This is a genomic window from Pseudomonas sp. 910_23, assembly GCF_052850795.1.
This window is the reverse complement of the sequence record NZ_VXCZ01000005.1, coordinates 1-26,708: the sequence shown is the minus strand read 5'-3', so window position 1 is coordinate 26,708 and position 26,708 is coordinate 1. Positions and strand designations below refer to the sequence as shown.

The window sequence follows — 26,708 nt, the reverse complement described above, 5'->3', positions numbered from 1 at the left end:
GTCATGTCCACCGTCACCGAACGCACACCCGAACAACTTGCCCCGAGCATCCCCAAAACCATGCAGGCCGTGGTCTGCCATGGGCCGGAAGACTACCGCCTGGAAACCGTCGACGTGCCCACCCCCGGCCCCGACGAGATCCTGACCAAGGTCGAGCTGTGCGGCATTTGCATGGGCGATATCAAGACCTATCGCGGCGCGCCGTCGTTCTGGGGCGATGCCGAGCAACCGCGCTATGTGAAGCCGCCGATGATTCCCGGGCATGAGTTCGTGTGCCGTGTCGTCGCCCTTGGCCCAGGCGCCGAAAAGCGCGGCGTGGCGGTCGGCGACCGGGTGATTTCCGAACAGATCGTGCCGTGCTGGGGTTGCCGCTTCTGCAACCACGGCCAGTACTGGATGTGCCAGAAGCATGACCTGTATGGCTTCCAGAATAATGTGCAGGGCGCCATGGCCCAGTACATGATTTTCACCAAGGAAGGCATCATCCACAAAGTGCCGGAATCCATCGCCCCCGATGAAGCGATCCTGATCGAGCCATTGGCCTGCTCGCTGCACGCCGCGGAGCGCGCCGACGTCGACCATGACGACATTGTGGTGGTCGCAGGCGCCGGCACTTTGGGCCTGGGCATCATCGGCGCGGTGCGATTGCGCAACCCGAAAAAGCTTATCGTGCTGGACATGAAACCCGAGCGCGCCGCCCTCGCCCTGCGCATGGGCGCCGACGAAGTCTGGAACCCGGCAGAGGTGGATGTGCTGGCGAAAATCCGCGAGATCACGGATGGCTACGGTTGCGACATCTACATCGAAGCCACCGGGCACCACAAGGCGGTCAACCAGGGCCTGGCGATGCTGCGCAAGCTGGGGCGCTTCGTCGAATTCAGCGTGTTCAATGACGAGGCCACGGTGGACTGGTCGATCATCGGCGACCGCAAGGAGCTGGACATCCTCGGCTCGCACCTGGGGCCCTATATGTACCCGAGAGCCATCGACTTTATCGGCAACCGCAAGATCGACATGCGCGATGTGGTGACCCACAAGTTTGCCCTGGCGGATTTCAAGGAGGCGTTTGCGGTGATGGAGCGCGGCGATAAATCGCTCAAGGTGGTGCTCGAACCCTGATTGCAGCAGCAACACACAAACTGTGGGAGCTGGCTTGCCTGCGATGGCGGTGAATCAGATAAAGATTCGCCAACTGACACACCGCCATCGCAGGCAAGCCAGCTCCCACAATGGATTGGTGTCGCCCTTTAGAACAAGAACAGGAACCCGCGTTATGAATCGAGTCATCAACGATCCCGACCAAGTGGTCGAAGACATGCTGCGCGGCATCCTGGTCGCGCACCCCGAACTGCGCCAGTACGAAACCAACCCACGGGTCATCGTCAAGGCCCGGCCCTCCGGTCAGGGTCGGGTCGGCATCGTGACCGGCGGCGGCTCCGGGCATGAGCCGGCGTTCCTCGGCTATGTCGGCCCGGGCCTGGTAGACGCCGTGGCCGTCGGCGAGATTTTCTCCTCGCCCACCGCCAAGAGCTTTTTCGACGCCTTCCGCGCCGCCGACCATGGCGCGGGCGTAGCCTGCCTGTATGGCAACTACGCCGGCGACAATATGAACGTCAAGCTGGCGATGAAAATGGCCGCCAGCAAAGACATGCGCATCCGCACCGTGGTGGCCAACGACGACGTGGCTTCGGCGCCCAAGGCCGATATCGCCAAGCGTCGCGGAGTGGCCGGGGAAATCTTCATGTGGAAGATCGGCGGTGCCGCCGCCGCCCAGCATTACGACCTCGACGGGGTGATTCGCGTCGCGCAGAAGACCGTCGACCACTGCCGCTCGATCGGTATCGGCCTCACGCCCTGCACCATCGCCGCCGTCGGCAAGCCGAACTTCCAGATCCCTGACGGCCAGATGGAACTGGGCATCGGCCATCATGGCGAGCCGGGCATCGAAGTCATTCCGATTGAACCGGCTGCGGCCATGGCCGAGCGCATGCTTGCGCCGATCCTGGCCGACCGCGACTTCAGCCAGGACGACAGTGTGGTGGTGCTGGTCTCGGGCCTTGGCGCCACGCCAGTGATGGAGCTGTACATTTTCTACGCCGAGGTGGAAAAACAACTCAAGGCCAAGGGCTTGAAGATTCACCGTTGCTACGTCGGCAACTACTTCACCTCCCTGGAAATGATGGGCGTGACCCTGACCCTGCTCGGCCTCGACGCCGAGCTGAAAACCCTGATCGACCAACCCTGCCGTTCCATCGGCATGACCCAGGCGGAGTAAACATGAGCCAGCACTTTTCCACCCGTGACGGCAGCGCCATCGTTGCCGACCTGGTCAGCGTCATCGTGGCCAATCGCGAATACCTCAGCGAAGTCGACGGCGCCATTGGCGACGGCGACCACGGCATCAACATGGCCAAGGGCTTCGCCCACTGCGGTCGCACTATCGAAGGCCGCCAACTGAGCCTGGCCCAAGCCCTGGATGAACTGACCCTGAGCCTGATGGAAGGCATCGGCGGCTCCATGGGCCCGCTGTATGGCAGCCTGTTTATTGGCATGGCCGACGAAGTGCGCAATTGTGAAGACATCGACGCCGCGACCTTCGCCCATCTGTTGCGCGGCGGCCTGACCTCACTGCAGGACATCACCGAGGCGGGCGTGGGCGACAAGTGCCTGATGGATACCCTTATTCCTGCAGTAGAGGCGTTTGAACAGGCACATGCATCCGGGGCGTCTTTCAACGATGCGCTGGAGGCGATGAAAACCGCCGCCTCCCAGGGGCGCGATTCGACCAAGGACCTGGTGGCCAAGATCGGCCGCGCCAGTCGCCTGGGCGAGCGCTCTCTCGGGGTGCTGGACGCCGGGGCGGTGTCGTGCTGCCTGATTCTTACGCGCCTGGCCGACTCGGTGCAGCCGCGACTGACTGCTTGACCTGCTGGATATACCGCGCCACCGCCGGCGCTTTTTCAAAACGCCGGTAAATCAACGACAACCACGACGACGCCTCATTGCCCTGGATATTGCGATACACCACGCCCGGAAGGCTCACATGCCCGACCATCGATGCCGGCACTACCGCAACCCCCTGCCCCAACGACACCAGGGCCACCACCGCCACCAACCCGCCCGGCTGCGCGCCGAGGCGCGGTGCGTAGCCGCCCTGGGCGGCGACATGCAAGGTGCCGCTGATTTGTTCCGGCAGGATAAACGTCTCGTTTTCCAGGTGCTCGCAGGTGATTGCCTTGAGTCCAAGCAGCCATGAGTCATGAGCCAGCGCCAGCACAAAGCCTTCGCTGTCCAGGCGCACCGCATCAACGCCGTCCGGCAGGGTCATCGGCGAACGGATATAACCGATATCGCAGCGCCCATCGGCCACCGCGCCCGGTAGCGCAGCCATGGCCCATTCGCGCAGGTTCACGTTCACATCGGCAAACGCCTGGCTGAACCCTCGCACCTGGCGCTGCAACAGCCCGCAGTACAGCGCCGAAGCCACGTAACCCAACTCGATATGCCCGATCTCGCCACGCCCGGCGCGCTGGGCACTGCGCTGGGCGAACTCGAATTGGCGCACGGCGGCTTCAGCCTCGCTCAGCAGCGCGGCACCCGCTTCGGTGAGGCTGACTTCGCGCTGCCGGCGGATAAACAAGCGCGTGCCCAGGCTGGTTTCCATGTCCTGGATTTGCCGGCTCAGGGTCGGCGGCGCAATGCCCAATTGCTCGGCGGCGCGGGTGAAATTGCGCTGCCGGGCCACGGCCAGAAAGTAACGAAAATGGCGGATTTCCATGGCAGCATTAGCTCAAAGGTAATGAAGTACTTCCTGGCGCCTAACAAAAATTTGATTAGCCAGGGATAAGCTCGTAGCTCCTGAACACTAAAGAGCCCTTGCGATGCAAGTCAACCGAGATTTGCGTATTGCCTACCAGGTAATTTGCTTGTGAGCCGGGTCAGTCCACGCCTGACGCTGGTAACCGCCTCCGCTGTCTGCTCGTTGATCGTGCTGGATACCAACATCGTTGCCGTCACGCTGCCGAGCATCGCCCGCGACCTGGGCGCCAACTTTGCCGATATCGAGTGGGTCGTCAGCGCTTATATGCTGGCGTTCGCCGCCTTGTTGTTGCCGGCCGGGAGTATCGCCGACCGCTTTGGCCGCAAGAAAACCCTGGTCTGGGGCCTGGGTATTTTCATCCTCGCCTCCTTGGGCTGCGGCGCAGCACCCACCGCGCTGTGGCTGGACATCGCCCGGGCCGTGAAGGGGGTAGGTGCGGCGCTGCTGCTGACCTCGACACTGGCATCTATCGGGCATACCTTCCACGATGAAATAGAACGCGCCAAGGCCTGGGCGTTCTGGGGCGCGTGCATGGGCGTGGCGATGACCGCCGCACCGACCCTGGGCGGCTTGATTACCGAGCACCTGGGCTGGCGCTGGATTTTCTATCTCAACCTGCCGGTGGGGCTGGTACTGATGGCCTTGGTGCTGCGGGCGATTCCCGAGTCCCGCGATACCCGATCGGCGCGCCTGGACCCCTGGGGCAGCCTGGCGTTCAGTGGCAGCTTGCTGTGCCTGATCTGGGGGCTGATCGAGGCCAATCGCATCGGTTGGGATAGCCCGCTGACCTACGCTCGCCTGCTCGGCGGCGGGCTGCTGATGGGTGTGTTTGTGCTGGTCGAGCACCTGCAGCAGCGATCGATGGTGGACTTGCAGCTATTTCGGCACCCACGCTTTATCGGCGCCTTGCTCGGCATGTTTGCCTACGCCGGTTGCGCCCAGGTGATGATGACGTTGCTGCCGTTCTACCTGCAGAACGGCCTGGGTTTCTCCGCGATTGCCTCGGGCCTGGGCATGTTGCCGTTTGCCTTGACCATGCTGATCTGCCCGCGGGTCGGTGTACGCCTGGCGGCACGCTTCACACCGGCGACCATGATGGCGAGTGGCTTGACCCTGGTGGGCTGCGGCAATCTGTTGAGCGCGTGGGCCGTGCAGGCCGGCGGTTATCTGCCTTTTGCCCTGGCGATCGCCGTCACCGGTGCAGGCGCGGGGTTACTCAATGGCGACACGCAGAAAAACATCATGGCCTGCGTGCCGCGGGATCGCGCAGGCATGGCCTCGGGCATGAGCACCACCATGCGCTTCAGCGCAATCATGTTGGCCATCGGCGTGTATGGCGCATTGCTGAGCAGCCACAGCGAACAGTTGCTGAGCGCGAGTATCGACCCGCAGTGGCAGGCGCAGGTGGCGGGTATTGCTTCGCGGGTAGTAGCCGGTGATATGCCCGCGGCGCTGGACTTGGTGCCCGAAGCTGCGCGAGTAACAGTGCAACCGCTGGCGCGGCAGGCGTTTGTGGGTGGGTTCAGCGAGGTGTTGTGGGTGGCGGGTTTATTGGGGTTGCTGGGCGCGCTGGTGGTGGGGAGCCTGATGCGCAAGCCGATACCCACACACAGCTGAATGTGGGAGGGGGCTTGCTCCCGATGGCGGCCTCAGGGCCGACCGGGATGCTGGATCAGACCGAGTACATATCCGTTATTTAGGTAACGGCCACTATGGGTTCCGCTCTTACAGCGGGTCACTTTCGAAAAGCGCGAAAGTAACCAAAGCGCTCTTGCCCCACCACTCGGCACCTCGCCTAGGCTCGGTGTGCCCGTAATCCGACAGGGATTTGGGGGGCCGCCGCCACGCGCCATCCATGGCGCGGGGCGGCTAAACCGGCATCCCTGCCGGTTTACCCCCCAAATCCCTGTCGAATTCCGGCCAGCGTGGTTTAACGGGGCGCCCAAGATCAAAAGCAAGATCAAGAGCGGCTCGCTTCGCATCGTGGTTACGGTCGGCAGCTAATAGGTTGTGTGGATGTCCGTGCCCATCGGGGGCAAGCCCCCTCCCACAGGGGACCGCCTACAGCCTGAGGATTTACCAGAACCGCTGCTGGGTCAAACGGCTCCACCAGGTCAGTAATACCCGGTCTACCGAACCGCTGGCCGCCAGGCCCACGCGCTCTTGCAGGCTTTTACGCTCGGCATAGTGCAGGTGGAACACTTCGGCAGTCTTGGCCTTGGTGGCCAGGTATTCATCGCTGGTCTGCAGCTCGTCGACCAACTGTTTGTCGAGGGCGGCCACACCCAACCACACTTCACCGGTCGCTACATCATCAATCGCCAATTGCGGGCGGTACCGCGAGACAAAGTTCTTGAACAACTGGTGGGTGATGTCCAGGTCTTCCTGGAACTTCTCCCGGCCCTTCTCGGTATTTTCGCCAAACACCGTGAGGGTGCGTTTGTATTCACCGGCGGTCAGCACTTCGAAGTCGATGTCGTGCTTTTTCAGCAGGCGGTTGACGTTGGGCAACTGCGCGACCACGCCGATGGAGCCGAGGATGGCGAACGGTGCGCTGATGATCTTCTCACCGATGCACGCCATCATGTAGCCGCCGCTGGCCGCCACTTTGTCGATGCACACGGTCAACGGCACGCCGGCCTGGCGGATGCGCGCCAGTTGCGACGAAGCCAGGCCATAGCTGTGCACCATGCCGCCGCCGCTTTCCAGGCGCAGCACCACTTCATCCTTGGGTGTGGCCAGGCTCAGCAGCGCGGTGATTTCATGGCGCAGGCTTTCGGTCGCCGACGCCTTGATGTCGCCATTGAAATCCAGCACGAACACCCGTGCCTTGGCCTGGGGCTTCTTCTTGTCTTTCTTCTTTTCGGCTTTGCTCTCGGACTTGCGCAGCGCCTTGAGCTGGTCTTTGTCGAGCAGGCTCGACTCCAGGCGCTCGCGCAGGCCCTTGTAGAAATCATTCAGCTTGCTGACCTGCAGTTGGCCGGCGGACTTGCGACGACCCTTGCTGCGCAGCGCTGCGAAGCTGATCAATACCACCAGAATAGCGACCACCAGGGTGACGGTCTTCGCCAGAAAGCTCGCGTATTCGGCCAGAAAATCCATATGTCTCCTTAAAAAATGCACTGCGCCAGGCGCGGATGGCCCCAGCATACCGACGCCACTGCGTTGGAGCCAGTGCTCAAACCGCCAGCAGGCGGGCTCCAACGGGCTTTTAAAACAAGCGTATGTTTTTTCATTGACAGCTCGCAGGCATCCTCATAACCTCGCCAGACTTTCAACGTACCGGGAAAACGGACGTGGGCAGCATCTATCTGATTCGACATGGCCAGGCCTCCTTCGGTGCAGACGACTATGACGTCCTGTCGCCCGTCGGCGTGGAACAGGCGCAAGTGCTCGGTCGCCATCTGGCAGACCTGGGCCTGGTGTTCGACCGCTGTATCGCCGGCGACCTGCGTCGCCAGCAACACACCGCCAGCGCCACGTTCGATCAATACCGCGCCCTCGGCCTGCCGGCCCCCATACTCGAAACCGACAGCGCCTTCAACGAGTTCGACGGCGAAGCCATCATCCGCGGCCTGCTGCCTGATTTACTCGGCAGCGAGCCCGATGCCATGCATATCCTGCGCAATGGCCCGCAGAACCGCAGCGAGTTCCAGCGCATCTTCGCCCTGATCATCGAGCGCTGGCTGGCCGGCACCTATGACCCACCAGGGCTGGAAAGCTGGCTGGGGTTTGTCGAGCGGGTCCAGGGTGGCTTGCAACGCATCCTTGAGGCCGCCCGGAGCGCCGACAAAATCGCGGTGTTCACGTCCGGCGGCACCATCACCGCCCTGCTCCACCTGATTACCCGAATGCCTGCAGCCCAGGCGTTCGAAATGAACTGGCAAATTGTAAACACCTCGCTCAACCAGCTGAAATTCCGTGGTCGCGAGGTGGCACTGGCTTCCTTCAACAGTCATGCCCACCTGCAACTGTTGAAGGCGCCGCAGCTCATCACTTTCCGATGAACTGCGGCCAACCGTGACCCCAAGGTCACTGGACTCACCATAAAAGGATCGAAACCATGACTGACGTAGCCAAAGCTGTAGAAGCAATGAAAGCCAAATTCAACCCAAGCGCTGCCGAAGGCTTGGACCTGGTGTTCGGTTTCCGTATCGACGACACCAAGAATTTTTCGCTGGTGGTCAAGGACAAGACCTGCGAACTCCAGGAAGGTGAAAACCCTGACGCCCAAGTCACCCTGGTGATGGACAGCGAGACCCTGGAAGGCATCGTCGACGGTTCCACCGACGGCATGCAGGCGTTCATGGGCGGCAAGCTGCGCACCGAAGGCGACATGATGCTGGCAATGAAGCTGAGCGAGCTGTTCCCTTCCTGATTCGGTAACCCGGGTCAAACAATCCCGTCTTTACAGGCGGGATTTTTTTGCCTGCACGCCTGGCCCCATCACCACCCGTCTCTCAGTATCCGCAACTCCAAATGCTGCAATAACATAATCGTTTTTCCATCCACAATATCCCCACTCTGCACCATCGCCAGCGCCTGCTCGAAGCCTAGCTCCAACACCTCGATATCCTCGCCCTCTTCTTCCAGGCCACCACCCGCCCCCACTCGATCGCCTGGCTGATACTCACCGATAAAAAAGTGAATCCGTTCAGTCACCGATCCCGGGCTCATAAACGCTGCATAGATTTTCTCCACATGCCCCACGCGGTAGCCGGTCTCTTCTTCGGCTTCCAGGCGTATACGCTCTTCGGGGCTGGCGTTGTCGAGCAAGCCGGCCGCTGCTTCAATCAGGTAGCCGGAGTAATCGTTGACGAACGTCGGCATACGGAACTGGCGAATCAGCAGCACCGTGCGGCGCTCGCGGTTGTACAAAAGGATCGTTGCGCCGTTGCCCCGGTCGTAGACCTCACGCGTCTGAGCTTGCCAGCTACCGTCGCGACGGCGCAGGTCGAAGCTGTATTTCTTCAACAGGTACCAGTTGTCCGAAAGGGTTTCTTCGCCAGTGATGCGCACGGGGCTATTGTTCATGGTCGAACCTTGGTAGAGGGAGACAGATTCAGGTGACGGCCTGGGTAGGCGGCTGTTTGATGCGCGACCATGCGGCAGCAACTTCTTCAGCACTACTCGCTTTTATACGGGCGAGATTGCGCGGGTAATCCACACCGGGATTTTCGCTGAAACGCGTAGCGGTGAATTGGCCGTTGCTGGCGCGCAGTATGTAGCCGGTATCCGTGCACTGCGACGAAGCAAGGAACAAGACCCCCGGCGGCACCCACTCCGGCTTGAGTTCGTCCGGCTCGTCGGTCACGCCCCACATGCGTGTCTTGGCCACCGGCGAGATCGCGTTGACGCGGATTCCGGCCTCGGCGCCTTCATGACTCAGCGCGTTCATGATGCCCAACTGTGCCATCTTGCCGGCGCTGTAAGCCACTAGCCCGGTTTGCTCGTATTGCGCATACATGGCACGGTCGGAAGTGGTGAGGATGATGCGCGGCGCGCTAGAGCGCAGCAGGTGCGGCCAAGCGTGCTTGCACAGCCACAGCGGCGCGTAGAGATTGATGTCCATGGCGCGCTGAAGGAAGCTGGCGTCCAGCTCTGCTATGGGCTGGTAACCCACCCAACCGGCGTTGTGAATCAGGATGTCGAGCCGGCCGAACATTTCGAGGGCAAACGCGATCAGTTGCCGGCACCCCTCGTCCGTGGACAAGTCACCGCCATGGCCCACCACCGTCAGCCCTTCGTCACGCAGGGTGTCGGCGGCCTGTTGCACCACCGACGCATCGGTGCCTGCACCCATCTTGTCGGCACCAATATCGCTGATGACCACACGGGCGCCGGCCAGGGCCAACCCTCGTGCATAGCTGAGCCCCAAGCCGCGTGCGCCGCCGGTGACGATCGCGGTTTTGCCGGTGAAATCCATGTACTTACCCTCCTGTTGGCCGTCTACCCTAACAATCGGCACCCGTGTTGTTCAATGCTGTAACACTTTCATCCGTCACGACCGTCGTATTAATACCTGCGCTCGCGGACCTTCTGGTAAAACCCGTGTTTCGCCTTTGTCCTGGAGCCTTCATGCCATCCTCTTTTCCAAAGTGACCCGCTGTAAAAGCGGAACCAATAGCGGCCGTTACCACAGGAATGGACATGTACTCGGTCTGATCCAGCCTCGTGGTCGGCCCTGAGGCCGCCATCGGGAGCAAGCTCCCTCCCACAAGATCAGTGTTGGTTTTAGGCCGTCACGAGAACAACCTGGCTCCCGCAATCGAGCTCAGCGCTGCGTCGGAATGCGAATATCACCGCTACGGCATTGGCTTTTTACACTGCGCGGGCATCCGGTGAATGCCAGTTCCTTGGTCAGGCACACGCGCACCTCCGACAGCACCTTGCCCTTGCAGATCACTGCCAAGCCGTGATTGCCCATGCGCGGGTTACTCTCGCGAAACAAGTCCTCAATCTCACGCGCCTGTAGCGACGCGGGTGTATTGAACGGCTGCAGTTGCGGCGGGATGACTACCGCGCCGAGTGCCGTGTCGGTCTTGTCCAGATACTCCAGCGGTTCGAGCCCGCTGCAGGTGCCATGCTTGGCCCACTCGTGCTTGAGCAGCGCACGGGTTGGAAACATTGACGCGCCCTTGTCCATTTCCTCGTCATTCAAGCGTGACTGTGGCGCACAGGAGGCCGGCCACCCTACCCGCGCGTATTGCGGCCACAAACCGTGTAACACAAACCCATAGCCCTTGCCCGTGCACTGTTCATTGCCTGGGTGCGTCAGGCAGAAGGTCGGTGACCACGACAACGACAGCACATAAAAGTCAAACTCCCCCGGCAGCCCTTGGTCACGCGGCGCCGCAGTTGCAACTGTGGCGATCAGGAGCCACAACACCATCCAGTATTTCATCCCAGTATTCCTTTAAAAAATGAAGTCTTACGCTATCGCGGCAGCTAGGGATGATTGGAGTAACGTTGCAACACCTTGTCCAGGATGATATCGGTCTTCAACGCCTCGATCGCCAGCGACGGATGTTCGGCGTCCCCGCGAATATGCGCATTCATGCCCAGTACGTGGTGCCACTGGATATGTGCATGGCACGGCACTTCCAACACCTCGCTGGTTTCGCCTTCCAGGCGCAACGGCTGGTCCTCGAACACTGAAAACTGAATGCGGCCACGGCTGCCGATCAATTCGACACGGTCTTCGCGACGGTCCGCCACGAAGTTCCAGCAGCCCATGCCCAAGGCACCATTGGCGAAGGTCCAGCAGGCCGTCACGGCATCCTCTGCCGCGTAGCGCCCGGCCTGACGCGCGGAAAAGCCTGAGACCTCGACAATATCCCCGGCCAGGTACTGGAACAGGTCAAACCCGTGACTGGCCAGGTCGGCGAAATATCCGCCACCGGCAATGGCCGGATCGGTGCGCCAATTGGCGGCGTTGCTATCAGTTGCAGCGGCAGGCTTGCACAGGGTCCAGGTCAGGTGCCGCAATTCACCGATACGCCCTTCCTGCAACCAGCTGCGCACTTGCTGAAAGCGCGGCAACGAGCGCCGATAGTAGGAAACAAACAGGTGCAGCCCGGCGCGCTCGAAGGTGCGTTGCATCAATGCGCTCTGCTCGGCATTCAGCGACATGGGTTTTTCGACGCAGCAATGTTTGCCCGCCGCCGCCACCATCAGGCTGTATTCAAGGTGACTGTCGGGCGGTGTGGCGATGTAGACCGCATCCACCTCAGGGTCATTGATCAGTGCCTGGGCATCGGTATGAAAACGCGCGATACCGTGCCGCGCCGCATAATCGCGCACCGCCTCGATACGCCGCCCCATCACGGCCACCAATGCCGAACCTGGCGCTTTGTAGAAAGCGGGTCCACTCTTTAACTCAGTGACACTGCCACAGCCGATCATGCCCCAGCGTATGGTCTTCATCGAATGCCCTCGTTCGTCTTCGTCAATCGGGCAGTATCCACATACAGAACCCGGCACGCCATAACCACTTAGCATGACATTTGCATTACACTTTTGTGACATTCATCCGGCGCGGGGGCACATACGATGAAAATTAGGGCAACCGTCATTTGCGAACATGAAGGGCATATTCTCTTCGTGCGCAAGGCCAGATCAAAGTGGGCCTTGCCGGGCGGCAAGGTAGAACGCGACGAACGCCCGGTGGGCGCCGCCGAACGCGAGCTGGAAGAAGAAACCGGATTAAGCGTCGATGGCTTGCTGTACTTGCAAGAGCTGAAGGCCCGCGACACGCTGCACCACGTGTTCGAGGCCTCGGTGGTGAATATCGAGGAGGCGCGGCCGTGCAACGAAATCGTTGCCTGCCAGTGGTACGCCTACAGCGCCCTGGACGAACTGGACACCACCGACGCCACCCGTCACATCGTCAAATCCTTCCTGCGGCGCCTCTGACGCCGCGCACAACCACTAACCTACCGCCGCAAACCCACGGCGCCCGGCCTTGATCTCGGCACGCAACTCACCAATCAGGTTTGAGATGGAACGGATGCTGTTTAGGCCTTCAGGGGATACGCACGTCAACAGAAGATCGACGCGACCGGACTGCGGCTCATAGATGCTGATGCGCAGCGAGCCATCGCTGTTCAAGGTGCAGTCGCAGCAAAGAGGCTGGAACCCCGAGGCCATGATGCGGTTGAATTCGACGATCGAGATCATGACAAGCGCCCTTGTACGGGCCTACCTGATGGTTGTGATCCAAACAGCGTAGATGAGGTTTTGCCGCAGGCCGGACGATTGATGCAAAAGTGTTAGCCATGCCTCATTTCGCCCGGCAACGAGCGCGTTTCGAATGACAGGCCGTATCGCTGCCGTTATTGCCCGTACTTAATTCCAGGCAAAAAAAATCCCAAGTAGCTGATGGAAACTTGGGATTTAAAAATGCATAAACCGTGGGAGGTGAACGCCCGGCTATAGTAGCGACTGTAAAAACGTGTAACAAGATTATTTTAATCCTTTCGTCGGATTGAAAGCGCCGTAAGTCATTCAATAACCACATGTTTTTTAAGGTAACAGGGACAATGAGTGCCACTTTTTGGTGCAAGTAACGGTTATACCCGTGCCCTAAGTCCATCTATAAAAAGGGTTATTGATTAAGTACGGCACACTGTTCAATCACGGTTCACTCAATTGCTTGCACGTCTGTTGAAGTTCAGCGCGCCTGGCAGCGCTCACCTCCACGACGGTCTCCATGTGCCGACAAAGCGCCAGGCGCTCAGCGGCCTCTTCACGCTGGCGGTCCACCTGGGCGTTGAGTTGAACGAAATAGAACCCCAGTAGCGCCGCGAGGCACAGCACCCCCACGGCGAGATACAGCAAGCCGTTGGAGGATGGGGGTTTTTGGGCACTCATGACCTTACGGTGCCCTGCTCTTTTCGTAGCGAACATCGTCGCCATCAACTGGGCCGACGCTGGACCAGCCCAGGCGTTGATAGAAACCGTTGGCACGGATTTCATCACGCCCGTCAGTGATCAGGTACAGCCTGTTGTGGCGTTCAAACAAAGCGGCTTCAGCCACTGCCATCAGTTGCCGTCCCAGGCCCAGGTTCTCGTGTGTGGGCAACACGAACATCGCGAACACTTCACCTTCATCCAGATCAACCATGGAAAATCCGGCGGCCTGGCCGTTGACTTCGGCGACCCAGGCGCAAGGCGCTTGGCGTATCGCGTCGACCAGTACCGGCGGCGTGATCCCCCGTTCGGCCATCTGCTCAAGGCTCAGATGGTTTTGCACCACCGAGGTGCGAATAGCGCACAGCGTATCGACATCATCGGCTGTCGCCGCTCGAATAAGCACTCGCATACAAGCCTCCATGAAGAAGTGCGCAATTGTATGCAAATACTCACACAGGGTTTGTGGGGGATTTGTAAGCGTCGTTAAACGGCTTCGGCTTATTTACGTGCGACTTTGTAGCGCAGGCAATCCTGGTAAAAACTTTTGCGGATCGCCTCCGGCTTCAGTCTTGAGTGGCTGTCATAGGTTTGCTCGGTAATCCCCATGGCCATCATGCGCATCCAGGATTTGTTGAACTTGATGGTCTGGATCTTCTGCCGAGCGGCATACAGCGACACTCCGGACAACTTCAACTCCTGAGCCCTGGCAGCTGTGCCCGCGCCCCAACTGCACATGTACTTGTCACCCTCACGCAACTCCCGAGCCTGTACGGTGGTCGCGCCCCCCGCCAGGGAGCAGGCAATCAGCATCATTCCAACAGTGCGCATTTGCATCCCCGCCTAACCACCTGAAAATAAAAGTGATTTTGGCGAGGATTTTGTTACAAAGGGGCCATTAAATTGCCTTATTGCGCAATATTTCGGGAACGGTGCGCACCGTGGCGAGGGTGCAAGCGCCTTCGCCACAGCAAGCTCACATCAAGGCTTGAGTTCGAATAGCGCCGGCATCGGCGGCCACTCCGAGGGGACTTTGCGGAAATGGCTGAAACCGGCCGCCTGCGCCATCTGGCGCGCACGTTTCTCACCCATGAACGCTCCCAGCCCTTCCCCGCCATGGGACAGCGAGCAAGTCATGCAATAGAGGGTGCTCTGCGGGTACATGACGCGGCCGAACAGGTTCATGTTCTCGTGCAGCTCTTCGGACAGGTTGAGTTCTACCATCAGGTAGGTGCCGTCTTTGGCCGTGGCGGCGCGCAGGTCCTTGAGCATTTGCTGGGGGTCAGTGGCGTCGTGGATCACCACGAAAGTGGTCACGAAGTCGAACTGCTGGCCGCGCAGGGCATCCGAGTCGTTGACCTCGAACTGCACCCGGTCGCCCACCCCAGCCGCCTCGGCGTTGGCGCGGGCCAACTCGATGGAAGGCAAGTGGAAATCGCAGCCGACGATGCGCGCCTCGGGGTAAGCCTTGGCCATAGTGATCGCCGCCAAGCCCGCGCCGCAGCCGAAATCCAGCACACTGCCGCCGGTTTTGAGCTTCTCTTCGACACCGTCCAGGGACGGGATCCAGTGCTGGACCAGGTAGTGCTTGTACCAAGGCATGGTCATGCGCTCCATGCCTTTCCAGGTTTCCAGCGGGAACGCTTCTTCGGCGCAGCCACCGCCATGGCGGAAGGCTTCGATGACCTTGGGCGCCATGCTTACGAACGGCACGCTCAACTGGATGATGCCACCGGCGAAATACGGCGAGTCTTCATCGGCGAGTACCGGCACAAATTCAGCGGGCATCCGGTAGCGGCGAGTTTGAGCGTCATAGGTCACATAATTTCCGGTGACCATACTGCCCAGCCATTCACGCAAGTAGCGGGCGTTGTAGCCGGTCTTGTGCGCCAATTGTTCCAAGGTGACGGCCTCGCCGTCGGCCAGTGCCTTGAACAAGCCCAACTGGTCGCCGATGTAGAGCATGGCGCCGCGCAGCGTGTTGCCGTAGTCCTCCATGATGCGCGCCGAAAACTGTTGAACCTTGGCTTGATCAACTTCCATAAGTTTGGACATCTGTCGCTCCTTGATGATTGTGTAAGTCTGTTCAGTGATCAACGCGCCGCCAGTTTGGACAGCACGTTATCGACGATGTGTTCGGACATGCCCAGGTGAGTTCTCGGCTCGAACAGTCGCGCCAAAGCGCCTGCATTCATGACGGCAAGCACCCGGGCGTCGGCTTCGATTGCGGCGCGGATCGACACGTGATCACGCTGGCTGGCCTGGGACACTTCAAAGATGATCTGGTAGGCGCTGCTCTTGCCCAACTTGCGCGCCATTTCGAACACCACGGCTTCGGTGCAGATCGCATCGCCGTAGGCATGGGCAGTGCCCTCCATCTTTTTGACGTTAACGGTGAGCCCATCGATGGTGTCGGTCAGGATCGACAGCGCCATCAGCGCATAGTGAGAAACGTCCGCCACCGCACACCATTCCAGGCGTGTGCCGCGATAATCGCGCTCGTGTTCGAGGATCATCGCGTCCAGGGCCAGCATGACCTGGGCCTTGGCCAGCCGCGCCAACACCACCACTTGCTCGCAGCCTTCGGGGTTGCGTTTGTGCGGCATGGTGCTGCTGCCGATCTGCTGGTCGCTCCAGCCCACTTCCACTTCAGCGATTTCCCAGCGATTGAGCGTGCGGATCTCATCGGCCACACGGGCCAAGGAGGCCGTGACCATGGCCAGGGTGCTGACAAACTCCGCGACGCGGTCACGGGACACGTGCCACCCCGTCAGCGGCACTTGCAGCGACAGGCGCTGCGCAAAGCGTTCCAGCATCGGTATCGCTTCCGGGCCGAACGCCGCCATGGTGCCAACCCCGCCGAACAGCTGCACTACCAGCACACGCTGACGCGCTTCGGCCAGGCGCTGGCGATGCCGCAACAGTTCATCGATCCAGCCGGCGACCTTCAGCCCGAAGGTGGTCGGCAATGCCGGGATCGAGTGAGTCCTGGCCACCATAAGCGAGTCACGGTGCGCATCGGCCAGGGTCGACAACTTGCCGAGCAAGGTCTCCAGGGCCTGGTCCATCGCGTCGAGGACGTCGCGCATTTCCAGGGACTGGGCGGTGTCCTGGATATCCTGGGTGGTGGCGCCGTAGTGAACGTACTCGCGGGCGCTTGGGCTGCAATTTTTTTGCAGGGCGCTCAGCAACGGCATCAGCGAATGGCCGGTGGCTGCCACGCCCTCGGCCAACTGGCGCACATTGATGCCCGACAGCAAGGCGGCTTTTTCGATTTCCAGGGCGGCCTCGCGCGGGATGATATTCACATCGGCCTGAGCCATGGCCAGCGCGGCTTCCACATCCAGCCAGCGTTGCAAGCGACAGTGACTGCAGAAGATCTTGCGACTCTGCGGGCCGGCATAGCCTGAACCGTGGGTTTTCGAGTCGAGAATGTGGCTGTGTTCATGGCGGCATTGCTCGCCTTCATGATCAAGGCCCAGGTGTTCGGTGCGTGCGGTGCAAGACGCACGGGCTACCGTTTCCAACGTTTGCGCATCCATTACATACCCTCCATAGCGTACTGGGACTGACTGGTATTGCCTTGGGTTGCCATCACCGCTTCAAGGTCATCGCTTGAACAGCGGGGGATTGTTTTATTGGCCACCTGCTCGACCATCTCCGCCGCCAACCCGGTGTAGGCGGCCGGGTCAAGCAGGTCGTCGAGCGCCTGGCGGGTGAAACAGCCGTGCAGACGTTGATCGCTGAGCAAGGCTTCGCGAAAAGAACCGCCCGAACCTTGGGCCTGCAGGGCAATGTCGTGGATCAGGTGATGGGCCGTCTGCTTGCCCAGACGCGGCGCCAGCGCGAGCATGATGCGTTCCGACAGGATCAACCCGCCGAGCATGTCCAGGTTGCTGCGCATCCGTGCTTCACGCACGTCCAGGCCGGCCAGCAGTACGCCTTCCATGCGGGCGAGCAAGGCCCCGGCGTAGATGAACAGCTCCGGCAAGGCAGCCCACTCAATCCGCCAGGTGGTGCCGTCTCGTTCATGCAGCTGGAATGCCGCGTCGGTGAGCGCAAGCATCTGCGCACGCACCAGGCGCGACAGCGCGCTGATCAAATCCACCGTCGACGGGTTTTGCTTGTGGGGCATGGTGCTGCTCCCCACCTGCCCTGCCCGTCGCCCTTCGCGCACCTCATCAATCTCGGTGCGTTGCAGGTGGTAGATCTCATTGGCAACCCGACCCAGGGTTGCCGATGCCTGCACCAGCAACCACGCCGCCTCCAGAATGCGGTCGCGGGCGCTGTGCCAACTGCTCAACGGTGCCGCCAGGCCGAGGCTTTCCAGAGTCCGGCGCTGCACCTCCAGGCCCTGCGGGCCAAGACCGGCCAGGGTGCCCACGGCGCCGGTGAGATTGCCCACCATGACCCGGGCATAGGCTTCGTCAAAACGCTCAAGGTGTCGATCAATCTCATCGACCCACACTGCCACCTTGTAGCCGAACGTGGTGGGCAGCGCTTGTTGCCCGTGGGTCCTGGCGACCATCGCCGTGTGTTTGTGTCGCAGCGCAAGCTTGAGCAAATGCCCACGGATAGCGCGCAAACGCTGCAACACCAGGCCCCAGGCATCGCGGACCTGCAACATAAGGCCGGTGTCGAGGATGTCCTGGGTGGTCACGCCGTAGTGCACGTATTCACCCAGGCCATCGGCGCACAGGGCCTCCAGTGCGCGAAGGGTCGGCACCAGGATATGCCCGGTTTCCATGCTTTGGCGTCCCAGGGCATCAAGGTCCAGCAGTTCCACACTGGCGACCCGGGCGATTTCCCGTGCGGCCTCAGGGGGGATGATGCCCATCTGCGCCTGGGTCGCCGCCAGTGCTGTTTCAACATCGAGCCACTTCTGCACCTGATTGGCATCAGAGAAGATCGCGGCAAATTCCGGGGACGAGTAAGCGCCCCCGTGGATACGGGATTCAGTGATATGACTTGGCATGTCGGGGTACTCGCGTTGTCCAGGGAGGGCTATTTCACGCGCTGCATTTCTTCCCAGACCGCATCGTAATAAGCCCGCTCCAGCCGGAAGTGCTCGGCCAGCGACGTCAGAAACGCGTTCTGGAACCCGAGGTCCGGAATACGACGTGAAATCAGCGCCCATTCACGCTTGGCCCGTGGCGGCACCAGGCTGATATGCACTTCGTAGTACTGCGCGTCGTCCTGGCTCAAGCCCGCGTTACGCAAAGCGTTGTACAGCTTGCCGTGATTGCCGGGCACCACCAGCTCGGTGATATAGAACACCGCCAGGCCCCAGCCGACATCGGGGTTACGGAAACACCGCGCGCGGTTGTTCAGGTAGGCGATTTCTTCGGGCATGGTCGAGATGGCTTCGAAATCGGCGGTCAGGCCAATGGCGGCGAGGAGCTTGGCCAACAACCGAGGATGGGAACGCTGCTCGTCCTCTTCACCCAACTCGCCGTACAGATAACGGCCGAGTGCGGCGGCCTCGTCGACGTCGGTCAGGTTGACCAACAGGTCGGCGGCATCACGGTACAGGCGGTAGGTGCGGAACCATTGATGGCGCAGAAATACCTGCAGTTGTTCGCGGGAAGCCTTGCCCTCAAACACATACTGCGACATCGGGTGATGCTCTCGCGATTGCGCGGCAATTTGTTCTTCCAGGCGTTGCTGGAAGCCGGTTTCGGACAAGGGCGATGCCAGATCCACCGACGGCATGAAGCGCTCTTGCACGCGATAGATGGCATTGGCCAGCCAGCGACGGGTCGAGGCGCTGGCAACGTCATCGCTGAGCGAAAGGATATACAGCAATTGCTGGCACTGCGCCGCGTTTGCGGCGTCGCCCTGCAAGCCCGACTCGCACAGGCCGCTCAGCATATTGGCGGCAATTTCGATGCGATTGAACGTTGCCTCGGGCTTCAGCGCTTCGGCCAACAAGCGGGCTTCGGCGGTGTGGATATTCTGCAACTGCGGCTGCGAGAAATTACGTGGGCTCATCATGTGCTCCATTATTGTTGTTCTGCGATCACAGGGCTCAGGCAGACAGGCGCTGTGCCTGCATCTGCTGCCACAAACTGTCGAAGTAGGCCTTGTTGATTTCGAAGTGACGTTTCAACGCGCGCATGAACGTGCGCTGGAAGCCTTCATCGCCGGCGAACTTGGCAATCAGTGCCCACATCTCCTCGGTATCGATCTCATCCTGGGTGCCATGCAGGCGATGGAATTCACTGGGTTGCTGTGGAACATCCAGGCGTTGCAACAGCTCGTAGATGCGCCGATGGTTGACGCAACTGACTGACTCCACCGCATAGAGCAGTGCAAGGCCCCAGGCGACATCGGTGTGGCGCACGCAGCGAATGCGATTATTGAGGTAGGCCTTTTCCAACGGATGCAGCGCAGGAAAATCAATCGCCAGCGCAATATCGAAATACTCCATCAGATGGGCCAGCATCGCCGGGTGCGAACGCTCCGGCGTCTCGGCACCCGCTTCACCGTAAAGGTTGCGGTAGAACACCGAGGCGTCTTCGATCGCTTCAAAGCGAAAGGCCAGTTCGGCCAGCAGGCTGTAAAAGTTGTAGGAGCGGGTCCAGTGATGCGCCAGGAAGAACCGCACATCTTGCACAGGCGGCGTACCCTGGAACAGGTGCACCGACATGGGGTGGTTGACCCGGCTGCGCGCGGCGATTTCAGCGTCGACCAACTGGCGGAACTCATCCACCGGCAACGCGGTGAAGCCCGGCAGGTCGGCGGCGAACTCGTCTTCGACGCGGTAGACCTCGCTGGCCATCCAGCGGCGGGTCGGCTCAGTGCGTGGATCGCCCGGAATGTGCAGTTGCAGCAGGGCTGCCTGGTAGTGGGCGTAGGCATCGGCATCCCCCGACAAGCCTTGCCGGGTCAGCGCGAGCAGTGCTTCCAGCGCGCGGGTGACCTGGGCGTAGTGGGCGCCGGGTTCCAGGGCACTGGCCATCAGTGTCGAGGCCGTGGTGAACAGGTCGGAATCCGAGCGTTGTAACAGGGCAGCAGTATCCATTGATAACCCCTCGATTCTTGTTTTTGTGATTTGGCGTACTCGAAGAAAAGGCTAAAGGTTCCTCTAGTGGCAAGGTCAATACCTGTAGGAAATTTCTTTTCCCAATGGACATTTACCTGGCGTGTGGAGAGCAAAATGTGGGAGGGGGCTTGCTCCCGATGGCAGTGGGTCAGTGCCAGATGTACTGACTGACCCGCCGCCATCGGGAGCAAGCCCCCTCCCACATTTGCACTGCCGTGCTGTGTTTTTGCTCGGCTGTGGCTAACGCAGCGCCGCAGCCCCACTGCAAGCCTGCCCCGCCTGTTCACAAATCTGCCAGCCACCGCCCAGCGCCTTGTAGATCCCCACCACCGCCAAGCGCTGCTGGGTGCGCGCCGCCGTTAACGCACGGCGGCTGGTGAAGTCGGCACGTTCGGCCTCAAGCACATCCAGATACATGCCCTCGCCTTCGGCAAATCGCGTGCGCGCAAACCTGGCCGCCTCGCGATTGGCCGCCGCCTCCAGCAGCCGCAGGCCCAAGGTGCTGCCCGCGGCACTGTTGGCCTGGAACGCATCGTCGGTTTCCTGCAGGGCACGCAATACGGTCTGGTCATAGGCGATCAAGGCCGCTTGGGTACGCGCCTCGCTGGCGGCGATCCGTGCGCGTACACGCCCGGTGTCCAGCAGCGACCAGCGAATCACCGGGGCGATAAAGTTCGACTGCATGCCGGCGTCCCCCAGCGAACCGAGGCTTCCGGCCAGTAGCCCGATGGAGCCCTGCACCTGGATATCCGGATACAAACCAGCGGTTTCCACGCCGATTTGTGCAGTCTCGGCTGCCAGCGTGCGCTCGGCCGCAGCGATATCGGCGCGCCGGGCCAACAAGCCGGCCGGGTCGCCGACTTGCAGGGTACGCAGGTTCAAGGCCTCACGGCCGGGCTTGGCCGCAGGCGGCTTGAACCCCTGCGGCGCCTGCCCCAGTAGCACGGCCAGCGCGTTGGTGGAGGTGGCGCGTCGCCGTTCAAGGTCGGGCGCTACCGCCTCGACATTGCGCAGCAAGGCCTCGGCGCGCAGCCGGTCGAACTCGGTGGCGGCGCCGACGCTGACCAGATGTTCCACCAGGCCCAGGCTGTCGCGCTGGCTCTGGCTGATATCCGCGACCACCGCCTGTTCAGCTTCGATCCCTTGCAGTTCGAACCAGGTGGCCGCGACGGTGGCGGCGACGCTCGCCTGCACACTGCGCAGCAATGCCTGGCGCGACCCCGCCTGCGCTTGCGCTGCCTCTACCGAGCGGCGGACGCGCCCAAACAGGTCGATTTCCCAGGCCGCATCCAGCGCCGCGCGGGTGGTTTCGATTGAGCGCTCCTGGCCCAGCGGCGTCTCGACTTCACTGCGCCGTCGGTGCTCATAACCGAGGGCGGCACCGCCACTGGGCAGAAACCCTTGGCGGCTCTCGCGCAGCATCGCCTTGGCTTCATCCAGGCGTACGGCGGCGATGCCGATGTCGTGGTTGGCCGCCAGCGCCTGCTGGATCAATTGGCTGAGTGCCGGCTCGTCGAACACTTGCCACCACTGCACCTCGACCTCACCGCTGCCCAGACCTGCAATGGGCGCACCGAAGCTTGCCGGCCTATGCGCGGCGGGCAGCACCGGCGCGGAATAGTCAGGCCCTACCGCAGCGCAGCCGGCCACCAGCAGCAACGGCAACATAAAGAGTGGAAAAGACCGTTTCATGATGCGCGCTCCTCCAGCTGCAACTTCGGACTCGAACCCTGACGCTGCAAGCGCAGCGCCAGGCTGCGCATCACCACGTAGAACACCGGCGTGAGGAACAAGCCGAACAGGGTCACGCCCAACATCCCGGCAAACACTGCAACCCCCATGGCATGACGCATTTCGGCCCCGGCGCCACTGGCCAATACCAGCGGTACCACGCCGGCGATGAATGCAAGCGACGTCATCAGGATCGGCCGCAAGCGCAGTTGACACGCGTGGACAACCGCCTCCAACGGGCTCGCACCTTCGGCTTCGAGGCTGCGGGCAAACTCGACGATCAGAATGGCATTCTTCGCCGCAAGCCCCACCAGCACCACCAACCCGATCTGCACGAACACGTTGTTGTCACCGTCCACCAGCCACACGCCGATGATCGCGCTGAGCAAGCACATGGGCACGATCAGCAAGACCGCCAGAGGCAACAGCCAACTGTTGTACTGCGCGGCGAGGATCAGGTACGCCAGCAACACACACAACGGGAAAATAAACAGCGCCGATGACCCGGCGAGTTTTTGCTGGTAGGTCAAGTCGGTCCATTCATAGGTCACGCCTTCGGGCAGTACCTCCTGCGCCAGCCGCTCCATCAGCGCAACAGCTTGCCCCGAGCTGACCCCAGGCATCGCCCCACCGGAGATATCCGCCGAAGGGTAGCCGTTATAGTGAATCACCCGGTCCGGGCCGGAACCCGGTGTGACGGTGACAAACGCCGACAACGGCAGCATGTTCCCGGCCGCGTTGCGCACTTGCAGGCGGCCGATGGCTTCGGCCTGCATACGATGGTCGGCATCAGCCTGGGCGGTCACCTTGTAGGTCCGGCCGAAACGGTTGAAGTCGTTGACATACAGCGACCCGAGATAGACCTGCAAAGACTCGAACACATCCGCCAGACGCACGCCCTGGCTCTTGACCTGGGTGCGATCGATGTCGACGTTCAACTGCGGTGCGTTGACGTCCAGGCTGGTCATCAATCCGGCGACCTGGCCCGACTCAGTGGCTTTGGTCATCAATACCTGGGTCTGCTGCACCAATGCCTCAAGCCCAACCCCGCCACGGTCCTCGACCTGTAACTTAAAGCCACCGGTCACCCCAAGGCCGGGCACCGGCGGCGGCGGGAATACGCCGAGGAATCCGTCAGGGATGCTCGCGAACTTGGCTTGCAGGCGCCCGGCAATGGCGACCGCGGTCATATCGGGCGAAGTTCGCTCCTTGAATGGATCGAGCATGACGAACATCACCGCAGCATTCGGCACATTGACGAAGCCGTTGACCGATAACCCCGGGAACGCCACGACGCTTTCGACGCCCGGTTCATCCAGGGCGATCTTCGACATCTGCCGCACCACCGCATCGGTACGGTCCAGCGAGGCCGAATTGGGCAATTGGGCGATCCCCACCAGATAGTACTTGTCTTGCATCGGCACAAAGCCCGCCGGTACAGCGTTGAAGCCGAACCAGGTCAGCGCCAGTAATGCGCTATAGGCGACCAGCGCCACCCCGCGGCGGCCGACGACCTTGCGCACCGAGTTGCCATACGCCTGCGGCGCCCGCTGGAACGGTCGGCTCAGCACCTGCACCCAATGCGCAGCACGACCGCGCAGGCTGCGCGGGTCGTGCGCCACGGCGGCGCTGCGTGGACGCAGCAACAGGCCGGCCAGCGCCGGACTCAGGGTCAACGAGTTGACCGCCGAGAGGATCGTGGAAATCGCAATGGTCAGCGCAAATTGCCGGTAGAACTCACCCTGCAGACCACTGAGAAACGCTGTGGGAATAAACACCGCCGCCAGCACCGAGGTAATGGCGATGATCGGGCCGGTGACCTCCCCCATTGCCTTGCGCGCTGCCTCGGTGGGCTCCTCGCCGTTCTCGATATGCCGCTCGACGTTCTCGACCACCACGATGGCATCGTCGACCACGATGCCGATCGACAACACCAGCCCGAACAACGACAAGGTATTGAGGGAAAACCCCATCAGATGCATGACCGCGAAGGTGCCAATGATCGACACCGGCACAGCCATCAACGGGATCAGCGATGCGCGCCAGTTACGCAGGAACACCACCACCACGATGACCACCAGCAGGATCGCTTCCATCAGCGTGATGGCGACTGACTCCAGCGAAGCGCGCACAAACACGGTCGGGTCGTAGGCTATCCGCGACACCAGCCCTTCGGGGAAGTTGGCCTGCAGGCGCTGCATGGTGTCACGCACCGCCTGCGCTACATCGAGCGCATTGGCCCCTGGGCTCTGGATGATCTGCAAAGCCACGGCCGGCTCGCCATCCAACAGACTGCGCAGCGCATAGGCATCGGCGCCCATCTCGATACGGGCCACATCGCGCAGGCGCGTGACCTGGCCGTTATCGCCGGTGCGGATGATGATGTCGCCGAACTGCGCTTCGTCCGTCAGGCGCCCGAGAGTGTTGACCGTGACTTGGAAAGCCGCATTGGAATCAGGTGACTGGCCGACCGAGCCGGCTGCCACTTGCACGTTCTGCTCGCGTACGGCGCCGATCACATCACCGGCGGTCAAGCCACGGGCAGCGATCAGGTCCGGGTCGAGCCACAGCCTCATGCTGTATTCACCGGCGCCCCACACCAGCACGTCGTTGATCCCCGGTATGCGCGACAGCTCATCGCGCACCTGCAAGTAGGCGTAGTTGGAGATGTACAGCGGGTCATAACGTTGGTCGGGAGACAGCAGGTGGACCACCATGAGGATGTCCGGCGAGGTCTTCTGCGTGACCACACCGAGACGCTGCACCTCTTCGGGCAAACGCGGCAACGCACGCGAGACGCGGTTTTGCACCTGGATCTGCGCCATGTCGGCATTGGTGCCCTGGGCGAAGGTCGCCGTCAGGATCATGCGGCCATCGGTGGCCGACTGCGAGGTCATGTAGAGCATGCCCTCAACGCCGGTGATCACCTGTTCCAGTGGCGCCGCCACCGTCTCGGCAATCACTTGCGGGTTGGCCCCAGGATAATTCGCGGTGACTTGCACAGTGGGTGGCGTGACCGCGGGGTATTCGCTCAGCGGCAGGTGGAAGAAGGCGACAAGGCCGCCGATCATCATCAACACCGACAGGACGATGGCGAAGATGGGCCGATCAATAAAGAACCGTGGAAAGCTCATTGCACGCCTCCCACAGTCAGCGGTGCCTCAAGCGGCTTGCCCTCGATGCTGGCGGCCAGCGGCGTCACCGTCATGCCCGGGCGCACCAGCCCTTTGACGACAATGCGCTCGCCCGGTTGCAGGCCCTGTTCAATCACCCGCAGGCCGTCAGCCATCGGGCCCAATTCGACCGGGCGGTATTGGGTCTTGTCGCCGTCACCGACCACCAGCACATAGCGCCGGCCCTGGTCGGTGCCGATGGAATGGTCGGCAATCAACACCCGCGTTTGTGCCGCGCCGGTGTCCAGCTTGACCTTGGCGAACAGCCCGGGGGTCAGGCGCCCGTCCGGGTTTTCGACCACCGCACGCACGCGCACGGTGCCGGTCTTGCGGTCGGCTGCGTTGGCCAGAAAGTCCACCCGCCCGGCCCGCGCATAGGTCGCATCATTGAGCATCGCCACCATTACCTTGGCAGCTTTGTCCCCCTTCGATCCGGCGTGTTCACGGGTCGCTGCCAACGAGTGCAGATAGGTGCGCTCGTCGACATCGAAGTACACATGCAACGGATCGACCGAAACGATCGTCGTCAACGGCGTCTCCCCTCGGGTGACATAGTTGCCTTCGGTGACGAGGGCACGATCGATGCGGCCGCTGATGGGCGCGGTGACGCGTGTGTAGCTCAGGTCCAGCTGTGCCGTATCCAATGCCGCCTTCGCCGCCTCGACCTGGGCCCTGCCGGCATTCAAGGAGGCAATGGCGGTGTCGAGGCGATCACGCGCCACCACCTTCTTGGCGAACAGTTGCTCGGCTCGGCCATGCTCGGCCTGGGCCAGCAACGCATTGGCCTCGGCCTCGCGCAAACGCGCCTTGGCAGCGTTCAACGCGGCCTGAAATCCCCGCGGGTCAATCACAAACAACGGGCTGCCCTTGGTGACGAACTGGCCTTCGGGCACGCTGACACTTTGCAGATAACCACTGACACGCGGGCGCAGTTCGACCTGCTCAATGGCGGTCAACGAACCGGTGTACTCGACAAACGGCGTCACCGCTCGCGCCACCACTTCGGCCACCGGCACGCTGGGCGGCTTGGCGGCAGCGGCCGGCGGCGCGTTGTCTGTGCATCCGCCCAGCGTCAACACCACGGCCATTGCCCCGGTGATCAGGCTTATTGGTTTGGCGTACATCGTTCACCCTCCTTGGAATTTTCAAGACAAATCGACACTGGAGGTTTTTATCGGGCTTGCCACATTGGGAAGGTCAAGCGCTATAAAACCGGGAGGGTGTGTTTTTGTCTGGAGGGTGTTTTGAGTGGGGATTGGGTGCGCAGGTCAAGCGCGCTTTATAGCAGCCGACGGTAACCACGATGCGAAGCGAGCCGCTCTTGATTTTGATCTGCTTTTGATCTTAGGCGCCCCGTTAAACCACGCTGGCCGGAATTCGACAGGGATTTGGGGGGCAAACCGGCAGGGATGCCGGTTTAGCCGCCCCGCGCCATGGATGGCGCGTGGCGGCGGCCCCCCAAATACCTGTCGGATTACGGGCACACCGAGCCCAGGCGAGGTGCCGAGTGGTGGGGCAAGAGCCCTTT

At 61.5% G+C, this 26,708-nt stretch carries 25 protein-coding genes; 7 read left to right on the top strand and 18 right to left on the bottom strand.

What is annotated here, in order from left to right; genetic code table 11:
• The first annotated feature begins 3 nt into the window (after positions 1–3).
• The 3 genes from FW800_RS07360 to dhaL all read left to right on the top strand — a co-directional run bounded on the left by FW800_RS07360 (position 4) and on the right by dhaL (position 2,925).
• Positions 4–1,119, top strand: a complete 1,116-nt coding sequence (locus tag FW800_RS07360) for an MDR/zinc-dependent alcohol dehydrogenase-like family protein (protein ID WP_032803582.1) — start codon at positions 4–6, stop codon at positions 1,117–1,119.
• 154 nt (positions 1,120–1,273) lie between these two features.
• Complete coding sequence (locus FW800_RS07355) at positions 1,274–2,275, top strand: dihydroxyacetone kinase subunit DhaK (protein ID WP_032876100.1); 1,002 nt, start codon at positions 1,274–1,276, stop codon at positions 2,273–2,275.
• Positions 2,276–2,277: 2 nt separating this feature from the next.
• Positions 2,278–2,925 carry a dihydroxyacetone kinase subunit DhaL gene (dhaL, locus tag FW800_RS07350; RefSeq protein WP_005788858.1) on the top strand — a complete coding sequence of 216 codons (648 nt, stop codon included), beginning with the start codon at positions 2,278–2,280 and terminating at the stop codon, positions 2,923–2,925.
• On the opposite strand, the gene FW800_RS07345 is transcribed toward dhaL, so the two are convergent.
• Positions 2,882–3,778: a LysR family transcriptional regulator gene (locus FW800_RS07345; protein ID WP_446437307.1), complete on the bottom strand. Its 897-nt coding sequence runs from the start codon at positions 3,776–3,778 to the stop codon at positions 2,882–2,884. The genes dhaL and FW800_RS07345 overlap by 44 nt on opposite strands.
• A gap of 150 nt (positions 3,779–3,928) precedes the next feature.
• On the opposite strand from FW800_RS07345, the gene FW800_RS07340 reads away from it, so the two are divergent.
• Positions 3,929–5,437 carry an MFS transporter gene (locus FW800_RS07340; protein WP_446437306.1) on the top strand — a complete coding sequence of 503 codons (1,509 nt, stop codon included), beginning with the start codon at positions 3,929–3,931 and terminating at the stop codon, positions 5,435–5,437.
• A 459-nt stretch (positions 5,438–5,896) separates the two neighbouring features.
• Here FW800_RS07340 and sohB read toward each other — a convergent pair whose 3' ends face one another.
• A complete protein-coding gene (gene sohB, locus FW800_RS07335) occupies positions 5,897–6,922 on the bottom strand; it encodes a protease SohB (RefSeq protein ID WP_005788864.1) in 1,026 nt (341 codons plus the stop codon).
• Between the two features lie 194 nt (positions 6,923–7,116).
• Here sohB and FW800_RS07330 point away from each other — a divergent pair, with 194 nt between their 5' ends.
• Positions 7,117–7,827, top strand: a complete 711-nt coding sequence (locus tag FW800_RS07330) for a histidine phosphatase family protein (RefSeq protein WP_446437305.1) — start codon at positions 7,117–7,119, stop codon at positions 7,825–7,827.
• A gap of 56 nt (positions 7,828–7,883) precedes the next feature.
• Positions 7,884–8,198 (top strand): SCP2 sterol-binding domain-containing protein, encoded by a 315-nt coding sequence (locus tag FW800_RS07325; protein ID WP_005788868.1) that lies wholly within the window; start codon positions 7,884–7,886, stop codon positions 8,196–8,198.
• Positions 8,199–8,266: 68 nt separating this feature from the next.
• Here FW800_RS07325 and FW800_RS07320 read toward each other — a convergent pair whose 3' ends face one another.
• The 4 genes from FW800_RS07320 to FW800_RS07305 form a co-directional block, all read right to left on the bottom strand.
• Complete coding sequence (locus tag FW800_RS07320) at positions 8,267–8,854, bottom strand: NUDIX domain-containing protein (protein ID WP_005788870.1); 588 nt, start codon at positions 8,852–8,854, stop codon at positions 8,267–8,269.
• 28 nt (positions 8,855–8,882) lie between these two features.
• Complete coding sequence (locus tag FW800_RS07315) at positions 8,883–9,746, bottom strand: SDR family NAD(P)-dependent oxidoreductase (protein WP_446437304.1); 864 nt, start codon at positions 9,744–9,746, stop codon at positions 8,883–8,885.
• 348 nt (positions 9,747–10,094) lie between these two features.
• Positions 10,095–10,724 carry a ribonuclease T2 family protein gene (locus FW800_RS07310; RefSeq protein ID WP_446437303.1) on the bottom strand — a complete coding sequence of 210 codons (630 nt, stop codon included), beginning with the start codon at positions 10,722–10,724 and terminating at the stop codon, positions 10,095–10,097.
• 44 nt (positions 10,725–10,768) lie between these two features.
• A complete protein-coding gene (locus tag FW800_RS07305) occupies positions 10,769–11,746 on the bottom strand; it encodes a Gfo/Idh/MocA family protein (protein ID WP_032876119.1) in 978 nt (325 codons plus the stop codon).
• A gap of 126 nt (positions 11,747–11,872) precedes the next feature.
• Between FW800_RS07305 and FW800_RS07300 the strand changes: the two genes are divergently transcribed.
• Complete coding sequence (locus tag FW800_RS07300; protein WP_032876122.1) at positions 11,873–12,235, top strand: NUDIX hydrolase; 363 nt, start codon at positions 11,873–11,875, stop codon at positions 12,233–12,235.
• 15 nt (positions 12,236–12,250) lie between these two features.
• Here FW800_RS07300 and FW800_RS07295 read toward each other — a convergent pair whose 3' ends face one another.
• The 12 genes from FW800_RS07295 to FW800_RS07240 all read right to left on the bottom strand — a co-directional run bounded on the left by FW800_RS07295 (position 12,251) and on the right by FW800_RS07240 (position 26,304).
• Positions 12,251–12,499 carry a DUF1652 domain-containing protein gene (locus tag FW800_RS07295; protein WP_032876124.1) on the bottom strand — a complete coding sequence of 83 codons (249 nt, stop codon included), beginning with the start codon at positions 12,497–12,499 and terminating at the stop codon, positions 12,251–12,253.
• Between the two features lie 456 nt (positions 12,500–12,955).
• Positions 12,956–13,192: a hypothetical protein gene (locus FW800_RS07290; RefSeq protein WP_446437302.1), complete on the bottom strand. Its 237-nt coding sequence runs from the start codon at positions 13,190–13,192 to the stop codon at positions 12,956–12,958.
• A gap of 4 nt (positions 13,193–13,196) precedes the next feature.
• On the bottom strand, positions 13,197–13,643 hold the full coding sequence (locus FW800_RS07285) for a GNAT family N-acetyltransferase (protein ID WP_078821157.1): 447 nt from the start codon (positions 13,641–13,643) through the stop codon (positions 13,197–13,199).
• An 89-nt stretch (positions 13,644–13,732) separates the two neighbouring features.
• A complete protein-coding gene (locus FW800_RS07280; protein ID WP_032803867.1) occupies positions 13,733–14,062 on the bottom strand; it encodes a hypothetical protein in 330 nt (109 codons plus the stop codon).
• Positions 14,063–14,212: 150 nt separating this feature from the next.
• Positions 14,213–15,286, bottom strand: a complete 1,074-nt coding sequence (locus FW800_RS07275; RefSeq protein WP_032876133.1) for a class I SAM-dependent methyltransferase — start codon at positions 15,284–15,286, stop codon at positions 14,213–14,215.
• 38 nt (positions 15,287–15,324) lie between these two features.
• Positions 15,325–16,773 carry a class-II fumarase/aspartase family protein gene (locus FW800_RS07270; protein WP_103734372.1) on the bottom strand — a complete coding sequence of 483 codons (1,449 nt, stop codon included), beginning with the start codon at positions 16,771–16,773 and terminating at the stop codon, positions 15,325–15,327.
• The gene (gene purB / locus FW800_RS07265) at positions 16,773–18,206 is read right to left on the bottom strand and encodes an adenylosuccinate lyase (RefSeq protein ID WP_032876137.1); all 1,434 of its coding nucleotides are present in this window, start codon (positions 18,204–18,206) and stop codon (positions 16,773–16,775) included. Before purB ends, FW800_RS07270 begins: the two co-directional genes overlap by 1 nt.
• 29 nt (positions 18,207–18,235) lie before the next feature.
• Positions 18,236–19,222, bottom strand: a complete 987-nt coding sequence (locus FW800_RS07260; RefSeq protein WP_005787772.1) for an HOASN domain-containing protein — start codon at positions 19,220–19,222, stop codon at positions 18,236–18,238.
• A 37-nt stretch (positions 19,223–19,259) separates the two neighbouring features.
• A complete protein-coding gene (locus FW800_RS07255) occupies positions 19,260–20,255 on the bottom strand; it encodes an HOASN domain-containing protein (protein ID WP_446437301.1) in 996 nt (331 codons plus the stop codon).
• Positions 20,256–20,516: 261 nt separating this feature from the next.
• Complete coding sequence (locus FW800_RS07250; RefSeq protein ID WP_446437300.1) at positions 20,517–21,968, bottom strand: efflux transporter outer membrane subunit; 1,452 nt, start codon at positions 21,966–21,968, stop codon at positions 20,517–20,519.
• A complete protein-coding gene (locus FW800_RS07245; protein ID WP_032876146.1) occupies positions 21,965–25,141 on the bottom strand; it encodes an efflux RND transporter permease subunit in 3,177 nt (1,058 codons plus the stop codon). Before FW800_RS07245 ends, FW800_RS07250 begins: the two co-directional genes overlap by 4 nt.
• Positions 25,138–26,304, bottom strand: a complete 1,167-nt coding sequence (locus FW800_RS07240) for an efflux RND transporter periplasmic adaptor subunit (protein ID WP_078821153.1) — start codon at positions 26,302–26,304, stop codon at positions 25,138–25,140. The genes FW800_RS07245 and FW800_RS07240 overlap by 4 nt, the downstream gene beginning before the upstream one ends.
• Positions 26,305–26,708 lie beyond the last annotated feature (404 nt).